Origin of the sequence: Burkholderia sp. Bp9090, assembly GCF_003857985.1 — a bacterium.
Classification (GTDB): Bacteria; Pseudomonadota; Gammaproteobacteria; order Burkholderiales; family Burkholderiaceae; genus Burkholderia.
The window spans coordinates 1-12,074 of record NZ_QTPV01000025.1 but is presented as its reverse complement, the minus strand read 5'-3'; the positions used below and the strand labels follow the sequence as shown (position 1 = coordinate 12,074).

The 12,074-nt window shown below is 64.8% G+C and carries 7 protein-coding genes and 1 pseudogene; 3 read left to right on the top strand and 5 right to left on the bottom strand.

The genetic code is table 11. The features are described from left to right. Nucleotides 1-78 precede the first annotated feature (78 nt). The gene (locus DIE16_RS21850; protein WP_124893372.1) at nucleotides 79-606 is read right to left on the bottom strand and encodes a CS1 type fimbrial major subunit; all 528 of its coding nucleotides are present in this window, start codon (nucleotides 604-606) and stop codon (nucleotides 79-81) included. A gap of 415 nt (nucleotides 607-1,021) precedes the next feature. Here DIE16_RS21850 and DIE16_RS37565 point away from each other — a divergent pair. Continuing rightward, nucleotides 1,022-1,285: pseudogene (locus DIE16_RS37565) on the top strand (ISAs1 family transposase); the annotation flags it as partial. A gap of 119 nt (nucleotides 1,286-1,404) precedes the next feature. On the opposite strand, the gene DIE16_RS21840 reads toward DIE16_RS37565, so the two are convergent. Further along, nucleotides 1,405-4,524: an ATP-binding protein gene (locus DIE16_RS21840; RefSeq protein WP_124893371.1), complete on the bottom strand. Its 3,120-nt coding sequence runs from the start codon at nucleotides 4,522-4,524 to the stop codon at nucleotides 1,405-1,407. 177 nt (nucleotides 4,525-4,701) lie between these two features. Continuing rightward, nucleotides 4,702-5,370, bottom strand: a complete 669-nt coding sequence (locus DIE16_RS21835) for a response regulator (RefSeq protein WP_124893370.1) — start codon at nucleotides 5,368-5,370, stop codon at nucleotides 4,702-4,704. Between the two features lie 173 nt (nucleotides 5,371-5,543). On the opposite strand from DIE16_RS21835, the gene DIE16_RS37560 reads away from it, so the two are divergent. After that, nucleotides 5,544-5,873 (top strand): hypothetical protein, encoded by a 330-nt coding sequence (locus tag DIE16_RS37560; RefSeq protein WP_185735497.1) that lies wholly within the window; start codon nucleotides 5,544-5,546, stop codon nucleotides 5,871-5,873. Between the two features lie 80 nt (nucleotides 5,874-5,953). On the opposite strand, the gene DIE16_RS21825 is transcribed toward DIE16_RS37560, so the two are convergent. Continuing rightward, a complete protein-coding gene (locus tag DIE16_RS21825) occupies nucleotides 5,954-9,058 on the bottom strand; it encodes an ATP-binding protein (protein ID WP_124893368.1) in 3,105 nt (1,034 codons plus the stop codon). A 583-nt stretch (nucleotides 9,059-9,641) separates the two neighbouring features. Then, nucleotides 9,642-11,711 carry a GLUG motif-containing protein gene (locus DIE16_RS21820; RefSeq protein ID WP_260434423.1) on the bottom strand — a complete coding sequence of 690 codons (2,070 nt, stop codon included), beginning with the start codon at nucleotides 11,709-11,711 and terminating at the stop codon, nucleotides 9,642-9,644. A 40-nt stretch (nucleotides 11,712-11,751) separates the two neighbouring features. Between DIE16_RS21820 and DIE16_RS37165 the strand changes: the two genes are divergently transcribed. Next, nucleotides 11,752-12,074: hypothetical protein (locus DIE16_RS37165; protein ID WP_260434422.1), on the top strand; the 323-nt coding region annotated here is incomplete at its 3' end.

Genomic DNA, 12,074 nt, shown 5'->3' with positions numbered 1-12,074 from the left:
ATGGACACGCGATTTACTCTTGAAGCGGCGTAAAAAAGAAGCCCCTGGCGGGGCTTCTCGTCAGCCCGCTTACCTGGCTTACGGAGCCGCTGCCGCGACCGGCTCGAACACCATCACGAGGTCGCCGCTGTAGCTGCCGTTGGTGGTCTGGCTGCCGACTTGCGTCGGCGATTCGACGTTGATCTTCAGGTTGTGGATTTCGTCGAAGCCGCCGTTGCCCGCGGTCGTTTGCGTGATCTTCTGCTGCGCGCCGAACTTGACTTCGGCGTCGCCCGCCTGGCTGGTCAGTTGAACCTTGGCGTTCTTCATTTCGTAGTAGCCGCTCGACATCTTCAGCGGCTGCGCCAGCGAAATGTTGAATTCGGGGTTCTTCGTCCACACGCGAACCGGCAGCGTCTTCGAGAACTTCGTCTGCGTGTAGTCGTTGGCTTCGAGTTCTTCCGTGCTGTACCAGGTCGAGCCATCCGGCTTCGACACGAAGATGCCGTCGTTGATCTGTGCGGTCAGCGTGATTTTCTTCGACACAGGTTCGGCTTGTGCCGTATGTGCGATGCCGAACAGTGCGCCAGTTACGCCCAGTGCCAGAACGAGTTTGCTGAGTTTCATCGAATGATCTCTATTTGAAAATTGCGTTTAAGGAATCGAATTGCGATGAATTAATCGAAATTCGATGTGTGGAAGATCAATTCCACTGACGCTATTTTCTATGACTCGTGCGGGGCGTGATATAGGACGAATTTTAATCAACCAGTCAATTCGGTTCGTACTTGTACGAAAATCCAAAATCCATCTTTTTAGATCGTTGATTGTTAGACGGATCTGACAATTCGAGGCCGAAGTCACCCGCAAAACCCTTGCTTCGGTCGCTCACATGGCCAACTGCGCAAGCCTTGCGCCAATCACTTCCGTGCCCGAACTGCGACGTCTGCTTTAAACGACCGACGCCGCGCCGGCGTTCGTATGCCCGCTCCACACGCGCGGAATACGACGGTAGACACGTAACTGAAGCCGGACGCTGTCGGTGTCGGATGGCCGGGTCGCGATCCGGATCGGGGGCGAATCGAAGCTCGACTGGATACGCCGGTGCGTACCGCTGGAGCGCGGGATTCCATCGCGCGATACGTTCGGTCGGGTATTCGCGGCGCTCGATCCGCCGGAGTTCGAAGCCTGTTTCGTTCGCTGGATGCGAGGGGTCTGTCGGGTGCCGGCCGATGAAGCGGTCGCCATCGACGGCAAAAGCGCGCGCGGCTCGCTCAGCGTGAATCAGCGTGGCATCAACCTGGTTTCGGCACGGGCAGACCGAAGCGCATCTGCATCTGCGTCTGCGCGGCGTGTCTCGGGATGTTCAGCAGCGATGCACGGCACGGCGGCCGTGATCCGCGAACCGACGCTCAATACTTCGGATTATTTTCCCGCGACGCGCGAGCCCGGCTCGCCGTCTGCCGACAGCCGTCCGAGTGCCCGCCGGACGGCCTCCTCGGTCGAATTCCACACGCGTTTCAATGCTTCCGGGCCGCCATCCCGCATCGCGTGCTCCGCGCTTGCGCACGCGTCGCGAGCCTCGACATCGCCCGCCAACGCGAAACCGCCGCGCATCGAATGCAGTTCGATGCGCAACGTATCGGCGTCGCCGTTCGCAAGCGCGTCACGAATCGTCGCGAGCGACCGCAGCGTTGCATAGTGCAGCGTGCGCCGCACCTCGTCGGTCATCGCTGGCGCGACGGGCGCTTGCACTTGCCCGTGCGCAGGCGCGGGCGACACCGCATCGCGCCCTGCATGCCGCCGCAACGCCGCGTCGAGCGTCTCGATCGACAGCGGCTTGAGCACGACCTCCACCGCGCCGGCCTGTGCGCAACGCCGACGATCCTCGTCGGTCGCATGTGCCGTCATCGCGATCACCGGCACGCGGGCGCCCTGCTCGCGCAGGAAGTTCGCGAGCGCGAACCCGTCGAGTTCCGGCATGCCGAGATCTGTCAGCACGACGTCGTATGGCCGCTCGAAGAAGGCGCGCATCGCCTCGATGCCGTTGGAAACGATCGTCGCGTCGTAGCCCAGCGCATCGATCTGGTCGCGCAGCAACGCGCGGCTTGCCGGATGATCCTCGGCAACGAGCACTTGCAGCGGTTCGTGATCGTCGGACTCCGCAGGCGCTGCAGCCTCTATGCCCCCTTCGGATTCCACTTGCGCTTCGTACCCGCGCGCGGCATCCGCGAACGTCCCGGGTTCCGGCGCATCGTCCCGCCAGCCGGACGGCGCTTCGGGCAGCGGCAGTTCGGCCACGAATACCGTGCCTTCGCCGAGCCGGCTGTGGACACTCAACTCGCCGCCCATCAGCGTCACGATGCGCCGGCACAGCGGCAGCCCGAGCCCCGTGCCGCCAAAACGCCGGTAGATCGACGCATCGGTCTGGATATAGACGTCGAACAGGGTCGGCATGCTGTCTTCTGGAATGCCGATACCCGTGTCGCTGACGGCGATTTCGACGCCGCGGCCGGCCGAACCGGCCTGCGCGAGCCGCACGTCGATCGTCACGCCGCCGCGCTTCGTAAACTTGATCGCATTGCTGACGAGATTCGAAACCAGTTGTCGCAACCGGGTCGAATCTCCGATGTAGCCATCGGCGAGATCCGGGGCCAGGCGGCACGTCAGCTCGAGGTTTTTCGCATCCGCGAGCGGACGGAAGATCGCGGCCACGTCGTTCACGACGCGGCGCAGGTCGAACGGGATGCTTTCGAGCACCATCTGGTTCGACTCTGCCTTCGACAGGTCGAGCACGTCGTTGATCACGCTCAGCAGCGCATCGGACGACGACATGATGGTCTTCAGGCGCCGCCGTTCCTGTGACGGCAGTGCTGCACGCTCCATCAGCTCCAGGTTGCCGACGATCGCGTTGAGCGGTGTGCGGATCTCGTGGCTCATCGTCGCGAGGAACGTCGACTTCGCCTTGTTCGCGTGCTCGGCGGCCTCACGCGCCTCGCGCAACTTCTCCTCCGCCTGCTTGCGGGCCGTGATGTCTAGCAGCGTGCACAGCAGCACGTCGATGCCGCGATACTTGGTGCGCACGATGTGCGCGTCGAGATAGACGGTGCCGTGCCCCGCGCGCTCGACAGCCAGCTCCCGCGTCACACGCGCACGCGTGTTGCCGGCGGGCGCGCCGTCCCGGTACGCGCGCCACAACCGCTTGCCGAGCGGCTCGCCCGACACGTCCCGCTCGTAGGCGATCAGCGCGTCGTTGCGCATGATCGCTTCGCCGTCGACGAACGACAGCAGCACGAGCCCGGCCGGCGCCGTACGGATCAGCGTCCGGTTGAGCGCCTCGCTTTCGATCAGGCGAATCGCGCGTCGATTCGCCGGACGCAGCGCCCGCCTGTCGAACGCCACGATTGCCATCCACAACAGCGCGATCGCGAGCAGCGCGGGCGCGACGGTCAAGCTCGCGCGCATGGCAACGTCGCTCAGAACGGCACGCCATGAGATGGTCGCCATCACCACCTCGTCCGATCTCGGCACCCTGTCGCTCACGACGAAGTTCACGCCGACGCGATGGGCGGCCGCACGCTCGCCGGCGTCGTGGCGCGCAAGCTCGAGTGCACGGGTCACCATCGTGCCGTCGGGTTGCCCGCCGAGCAGGATATTTCCACCGGAATCAATGAGCGCGTATTCCCTGCCGGCGCCCGGCGAGCGCAGTATTCCCTCTATCAGCGGCAGGCTGTTGATGGCGAACCAGACGACCGGCTTGCCGTTTGCGCCACGCACCCATTGCACCATCCGCAGCACGGAGCGTCCGAGCACCGGATCGAATCGACGTTCCAGCGCTATCGCGTTTCGACGAACGGCGGGCGCAGTGGATACAGCCGCATCCGCCGTCGATACGGCCGTATCGTTCGTCGTCGGCAGCAGTTGCTTGACCAGTGCCCTCACATCGAAACCGGCCGGCAGCGCAAGCGCCCGCTTCACCAGCGGATGCCCCGCCGCCACGATGAAATCGCCGTCCGGATCGATCAGATAAGCGGAGCCGCCCGGATCGGCCGGTTGCGGCGGCGGCAGGACGCCCGTCACCTCGACACCGTCGAGGTAGCGCGCGAGGTAAGGCAAGTGACTGCTCCCCGATGCGGCCGGCGGAATGTCGGCGAACGCGGCAATCGCAATTCGTCCTTTCCGCCCGATGAACGTCTGCTTGCCGTGCTTGCCGGCGAGCAGCCCGGGCAGGCCCGACGAATTTTCAGAAACGCTGGCCCACTGCAGTTCCATGTCCTCGACATAGCGATTGCGCAGCGCGCGCATGATCTCCACCTCGGCAACGAGTTCGGCCCTGCGTGCCGTGAACTCGACGCGAAAACGCTCGAGGGACTCCTGCACGTCAAGCCGCAAGACCAGCGTCGCGCACACCAGGATGAACGCCGTGATCGCGGCCCCGCTTGCGTACAGCAGGAACTGCTGCTGCCGCCGGACACGGCCTGGCTCGAATGGCTTGCGAACGGCCTTCGTGCCGTGCGAAAAGAGTCTTTTCAGCTTTGCGGGCATGTCGTGTCGATCTCGTTACGCGTGGCCGGCATACCGCATCATTCGCCGATGTCGGTGCATCGGTTCGCCGGGAAACAGGGTAGTCGTGTCGAATGGGGTGCCTGCGCCCACACGCGATGCGTCACTTCGGCGACGTCTGCCCCGAAGCCGATCCGGGGCGGCAACCGGCTTCCCGCGTCACGTCGACGACGCATCGCCGTCGGACGCGCCGGCGAGCTTTTGCTCGTCGTTATAGCGAATCAGATCCGCGTCGCGGACGATCCCAAGCTTCTTCATCGCACTCGATTTTTGCGAACTGATGGTCTGCTTGCTGCGATGGAGCTGCGCGGCGATCTCTCCAACCGTGTAGCCCGCGCCGAACAACCGGACAACCTCGACCTCGCGCGTCGTCAGCGCGCGGGCGACGGGCTCGGACTCGAGGTCCTGCAGGAGCTGCTTGATGTACGGCGACATGTAGTTCGCACCGACATACGCGGCATGCACGGCGCCGATCAGGTGCGAGATCGCATCCGACTTGCTGAGGATGCAGCTCACGCCCTGGCCGTGAATCGCGCGCAGTACGCTCGGATTGTCGATCATCGTGATCGTCACGATATGCAGCGCCGGATAGCGGCGCTGCAGGAACGACAGCAGCACGAGCCCGTCGCCATACTTGCCACCCGGCATCACGTAGTCGAGGACGAGCACGTCGCTCTGCTGCGCGTCGAGCGCCGCGACCAGATCCGTCGAGTTCGAAACAGTGCCCACGAGCTTGATCGTGCTGTTGCCTTGCAGCGCCTGCGACATGCCGAGCGCGGATGCCGGATGATCGTCCGCTACCATCACGCGCACAAAGAATTCGTCCATGTTCCTGTTTCCCCGAGGCATTTAGTCACTCGTCCGGCCCCCGCAGCGACAGGAAGCACGCTCGTGCCATCGTGTCGATGGCTGGCGCATATTCGGCGCACCGGACGAAAGTGACTCAATTTTAAGATAAATCCCGGTTCGCCTTGCAATCGGCACGCGCCACGCGGCGGACGATGCTCACCCGCGACTGCGGCACGCACGACGCATCCGCACGGCCACACCGCGCGGATTTGCCGAAACTCACGACGACCCGGAGCCGTTACCGGATGCCGCGACACAGCGCGCTATCGGTGGTTCAAGTCGTCGGGCAGGTCATGCGAGTTGCCGTCCACCCTGCTTTTCCACTCGACCAGCGCACGACGCTTCTGCGCCGGCGACATCAGCAGAAACTCGTTCATCGTCATCAGGAATTCCCGACGCGATTTCTCAGACAGTGCGGCAAAATCGAGCAACAGTGGGAATATCTTCCCTACATGGCGCACGGTGTTCCCCTCCAGTATTGATTTGATATCTGCCGAGCGATGTACGTCGGCACCCTGCCTCTGTTATCCCGAATACTCGTCGATGTGTTCGATGCTGTTGGTTACTTGTCATGCAAAGCCGCTTCATGATTGGTTGACTCCAACGGGCACGCACCCGCGCACGGCTCTTTCGCCGAACGCGCGGCACGCCGCCGCCACGCATGCGCGAGCGCGCCGCGCAGGTGCCCGAGCGTCATGGGTTTCGTCAATACGCGTCGCACACCGGCCGTCGTGAAGCGGTACATGCCTTCTGGCGACAGATTCGACGTCACGACCAGCACATCACACGCAGGATCAATGCCGCGTGCCGCTTCAGCCAGTTGGTGCGCGCGCATGTCGGGCAGATCGTCGCCGATCAGCAACACGTCCCAGCCACCGCCGGCCAGCGATTCGAGCATCGCATGCCCCGATCCGACCTCGATCGCCGTGCAGCCTAGTGCGGACAATTGCTCGCTGAAAATCGAACCGTTGACGGTTTTGTCGTCTGCGACGAGGACGCGCAGTGCGTGACTGCCTTCCGCAGCCGCATCGAGCGATGCGGCGGCCGGCGCCGATTCCTGAACGGGAGAATCATCATGCCAAGGGTCGTCGCCCGATCCGGTATCGATCGTGCCTTTGTCGCCCGTTGCGGCGCCGAGCGCCAACGCGGCGCGCAAGCCGCGGAGCGAATAGCTCGATATGCGTACCGTGCCGCCGGCGCGATAAGGTTCGAGCGGGCCGTCGGGTATCGCCAGTATCAGCGGCGCGCAATCGCCCAGGCTGGCCAGATCCTCGTACGACCAGGCGTCGGAATCGCCGAACAGCACGACCGCGCCGTGTCGTGCAATGCCGGCCGGCAGACTCGACGGGCTGTCGTACACGCTGACGTCGAACCCCCATGCGCGCAGATGCGGCAACGCGAAATCACGCCATCCGGGATGGGCGGCGATCAGCGTCAGCCCTTGTCGGTGAGCCGTGCGCGGCCGATCGAGTGCGACGACGCCGACGCCGAGCGGCAGATGCACCGTGAAACGGCTGCCGGCGCCCGGTTCGCTCGCCACTTCGATGCGGCCGCCCATCGCGGCGACGAGCCTGTCGCACAACGCAAGCCCGAGCCCCGTGCCGCCGTAACGCCGCGTGATCGACGTGTCGACCTGCGAGAATGCGTTGAACAGCTTGCGGCGATGTTCGGCGCCGATGCCGATACCGGTATCCTCGACCTCGACCGACAGTTCCGGCGTATCGTGCCCTTCGGCAACGACCGCGACGCGCACGATTACGCGGCCTGCATCGGTAAACTTGAGCGCGTTGCTCAGCAGGTTGCGGAGCACTTGCGCGAACCGGGTCGGATCGCCGCGCATCCGTTGCGTACTGCTCGCGTGGATCTCGCAGAACAGCTGCACCCGTTTCGCCTTCGCGATCGTCGCGAACGCGTTCAACTCGCGTTCGACCGTCGCGATCACGTCGAACTCGATCGATTCGACCGACATCGCACCGGCCTCGATCTTCGAGAAATCGAGGATGTCGCTGACGAGCGCAAGCAGGCTCGTCGCCGACGTGCGCAACGTATGAACGCGATCATGCTGGGTCGCGTCGAGCGCCGAGCGCTCGAGCAGTTCGAGGTTGCCGAGAATCACGTTCAGCGGCGTACGGATCTCGTGGCTCATCGCCGCGAGAAACGACGATTTCGCCGCGTTGGCGGAATCGGCCGCGCGCACGGCCTCTTCCAGTTGCTGCACGAGTTGCCGCTTGGCGGTCATGTCCGCGACCGCGGCAATCAGCACGTCCGTGTCCTGGTAGCGCGCGCCGCACGCAATGAATTCGAGGTGCAGATGCGCGGCTTCCACGCCGCCCAGCATCAGGTCGTCGTGCAGTACGCCGCCTGCATCGCCGCGCGCCTGCCATGCATCGGCCACCTGGCTCGACAGCGCGTGATAGTCACCACCGATGCGCGCGACCATGTCGGTCAGCGCTGGGCTCACGAGCATGAAGCGCCCGTCGTCGCGCGCGATCAACCCGAGCCCGATCGGCGCCATCTCGATCACGCTGCGGCACAGTGCTTCGCTGTCGAACACGCGCTGCGAGCGCGCGTAGAGCGGAACGAACTCGCGCCGATGAAAGCGCAGCAGCAGGCCCCACATGACCACCAGTGCGAGCAGCGTCGCGACGCCGAGCGTGCCGGCCGGACGCGCGACGCCGGCCGCGATGTCGGTCCACGACAGCGCATAGGCAAGTGTCCAGCCCGTCGATTCCAGCTTGCCGTGAAACAACAGGAAACCGTCGCGGAACACGGGCGCGCCCGGCGACGACGCATCGCTCCACCGCGGATTCAGCTTCGACAGGCTTTCCATGCGACCGGTATCGCGCACCGACGGATCGATCGTGACAAGCCGGCCATCGGCCGTCTTGACATAGAACGTGCCTTCCGGGCGATAGTCGGCCAGCCATGAAAGCAGGTACTCGGGCGGATATTCGGTGACGAGCACGGCGAACGGCGTGCCGTTGTCGCGCGCCTCGGCAGCAATCCGGATGCGTGACTGGCCCGACACGGGATCGATGAACGGCTCCAGCCAGCGCACATGCGGACGCTTGTCGGCGATGTCCGAATACGGATGCTCGAAATCGACGCGCAGCGCATCCAGCACACTTGCGCGGCTTTCCGGCGAAACCAGCGCCGGATCGTCGCGGTCCCGGTGGGGAATCAGCGCGAACACACCCGTGCGCGTACTGTAGTGGTAGCCCTCGAGCGTGCGCCCGCGATTGATCGAACTGGCTGCGCAGATGCGCGACAGCAGCATCGACAGCGACAGATAGCGCGCGACTTCGGCCCGGTTGCCGGTTTGCGCCGGCACACCGACGATGAGCGACGGATACGGCCGGGTCTCGATGCGTTGGTCATCGATGAAGAATCCGTCGACGATCGCCGCCGGCGCATCGCTGGCCTCCTGCCAGATCAGTTGCGCGTTCGCGACGCCGTTACGGAACGACGTTTCGCTTACCTGGATTTCGTTGAGCGTCTGCTCCAGGCCGTTCAGGTAGTTGCGCCGCGCCCCTTCGACATAGCCCGAGACGATCGACACCATCCCGAGACCGCAGGCGATCAGGACAAGGATGGTAACGACGATTCCGCCGCCGAACACCGAAATGCTCTGATAGCGACGAAGGGATTGAAGGGGGCTCGGCGACATGACGCACGGCGACGATCGCGAACGCGGCCGGAACGAGGTCGCGCCGGCACCCGTGATCGTCTCGGAAAACACCTGAAAAGAAGGGATTTCCGATCATGCCAAAGGCTCGCAGGGGCGTCCTCATCGCATGAACCATTTCGTACATGTTGGGTCGCCCGACATCACATTTTCGGACTTGACCGAAATTTGATGCGACAAATCCGAGTCGTTTTTGAATGGCATCGATCGATGCGTTCGGCGGATCGACGGTTCGGACGATGCATTTTCAGGACGTTGGCTTGGGGAGAGGGTCCCGTTCGTGCCGCCGTCCTGCTGCGCGTTGACAGAGCGAATACGAACCGTTCCGACGATTGTCCGGCCGAGTCGGCAGAAGAGGGGAGGTTTCGCGGATCGGCGTGAAGCCTCATGAAAAGCTTCGCTTCGACGAAGGCCGAGCCGGCGATGGTGCACGAGACACCATCGCCGTTCGGCCGGCCCATCCGGCACACATGCCGAACGGGCCTCGGATCGACGTCGCGACAACACGACGTGCCCGGGAAGCGGATGTCGCTGCAACGACCGCCGCCTCCCTACGCGAGACCGATCAGTTCCGGATGGTGCCGAAATTGATACCCGCGAGCGGCACCTTGGCTGCGCCTCCGTTCACGCCATTGCCGCGCATCTGGCCGCCGTTGACACCGGCCAGCCCGCCGTAGAACTGGGTGTAGCCGGCCTTGTAGTCAACACTGCTTCCCGAGTTCGAATTATCGACGGAGCCGAAGTTTGCGCCTGTCAGGCCGCCCAGCCACGCATTCTGCCCGCCGGACACCCGCCCCGTGGACGACCCCGACGCGATCTTGCCGTCGTTTTTCCCGACGAGACCGCCGACCACACTGCGATCGCCGCCCTTCGCCGAACCGGATGCGCTGGATGCATTGATCGACGCGCCCATGTGGTTATGGCCGACCAGGCCGCCGACGTAGCTGTCGTCGCCCGCGACGACGTTACCCGACGCGCTCGACGCCTGCACCTCGCCTTCGTTGCGCCCGATCAGGCCGCCTGCGCTGCCCGACCCGGCAATGTCGACGTCCCCGCGCGCGCTGGAACTCGTCACCCGGCCGGTATTCCAGCCGACGAGCCCGCCTGCGATGCCGTCCCCGCCCATCGATACGCTGCCGGCCGCCGACGAAGCATTCACGCTGCCGATGTTGGCGCCGACCAGACCACCCACCAAGCTCCCCTTGCCGACCTTCACCTTGCCATCGGCCGACGAACCGTCGATCTTGCCGTCGTTCCAGCCGACGAGACCACCGGCCTTCGCGTTGTTGCGACCTTTCACCGTACCGTGCGCATTCGATGCGACCACCGTGCCCGTGCTGCGGTTGCGGCCGACGAGGCCGCCCAGCTGGCTGTCGTCGCCGGTCGAGACGTCGCTGTTCGCGGTGGACGACTTGATCGAGCCCGCGTTATCCCCGACGAGCCCGCCCGCCACCGCGCCATTGCCGGCCTGAACGCTGCCGCTGGCTCTCGACGCCAGGATCGTCGCCCGGTTGACGCCGACGAGACCGCCGACCACGCTCGACGCACCGGCAACGACCTTGCCGCCCGCCGTCGACGAATCGATCTTGCCGTCGTTTTCCCCGACCAGGCCACCCGCCTTGGCCTTGTCACCCACGGTGACGTCGCCGGTCGCGTCGGATGCCTCGATCGACGCGCGGTTGTAGCCGACGAGGCCGCCCGCCGTCGCATCATGGCCGGCACGCACGCTCGCAGACGACGAAGCAGCCCTGATTACCCCGCTGTCGTTGTAGCCGGCGACGCCGCCGACGCGCGCGCCGCGGGCCAGGGCGGTAACGCTGCCTGCTACCTTCACCGCCGAGATGTTGCCCCGGTTGATACCGACCAGGCCGCCCGTCACGCCTGCCGACTCGCTGCTGACCTGTACGTCGACCTGGCTGTTACTGATGCTCGCCTCCCCGATATACGGCCAGATGACGGTGAGGTTTTCGCCAGCCAGACCGCCGACGGCCAGCGCATCCTTGTCACCCTGGACACGGCCGGAAACGAATGCACGATCGATCTTTCCGCTCAGGTTGCTGCCGACCAGACCGCCGACAATCGCGCGGCCGCTGCCGCTGACCAGGACGTCCTTCGCCTTCACGTTCGTGATGACGCCCCCCATGTTGTAGCCGGTCAATGCGCCGACGATGGCAGGCCTGCCATCGACCGGTGCGGATGCCCGCACCTTGAATTTGTCGAGCGTGAGGTTGGCGATACGGCCCGAATTGCCCGCGAACAACCCGACGAGCGCAGCGCCCGGGTTCGAGACCGACAGGTCGCGAACGGTATTGCCCAGACCGTCGAACACACCGCTGAACCCGTACTTGTCGCCGCCGAGGCTGCGGAACTGCGCACCCTTGCCGTCGATCAGATTGCCCAGCACGTAGCGGCCGTCCATGTTGCTTTCGACATCGCGCAGCCCCGCGAGATCGTGAATCACCCGATACGCTTCGCCGTTCGCCGAGAACGACGCATTGCGCCCCGACAGCGTGACCACCGCGTCGTCGTTCGTCAGCGTGTGGCCGCTGCCCGAGTTCAGCTCGAGGTGCGCGTTTTCGCCCGTCAACGTCAGCTTGTCCGCGAGTCGAATCTCACGCGCCGCGTTCAACGTCACGCCCGCGTTCGCGCCGCTCGCGTTCAGTGCGCGGTTCAGGTTGACGTTGCCCTGGCGCGACGTCAGCGCCAGCGTGTTGTCGCTCGCCCACGTCACCGCGTCGCCCACCGTCAGGTCGCCCGACGTGTTGGTCAGCGCCACATTCGTCGTGCCCAGGTTGCGCGACAGCGTGTCGCCGTCGATCGCGGCGTCGGCGTTGCCGTTGCCGCTATTGCCATTGATCCCGCCTCCAATGACGAGACCGCGCTTGGTGGCCGAGCCGACCCCCGCATTGGCTGCCTCGATCGTCCACAGGCCGGCCTTGCCCGACGCCGCACGCGTATCCACCTGCACGTCGCGTGACACCGTCACCCGCTCGCCGCG

Excerpts from the sequence above, each read along its gene's own strand:
- DIE16_RS21840 (WP_124893371.1), bottom strand. The coding sequence starts at position 4,524 with ATGCCCGCAAAGCTGAAAAGACTCTTTTCGCACGGCACGAAGGCCGTT.
- DIE16_RS21825 (WP_124893368.1), bottom strand. The coding sequence starts at position 9,058 with ATGTCGCCGAGCCCCCTTCAATCCCTTCGTCGCTATCAGAGCATTTCG.
- DIE16_RS21850 (WP_124893372.1), bottom strand. The coding sequence starts at position 606 with ATGAAACTCAGCAAACTCGTTCTGGCACTGGGCGTAACTGGCGCACTG.
- DIE16_RS21835 (WP_124893370.1), bottom strand. The coding sequence starts at position 5,370 with ATGGACGAATTCTTTGTGCGCGTGATGGTAGCGGACGATCATCCGGCA.
- DIE16_RS37560 (WP_185735497.1), top strand. The coding sequence starts at position 5,544 with ATGCTCACCCGCGACTGCGGCACGCACGACGCATCCGCACGGCCACAC.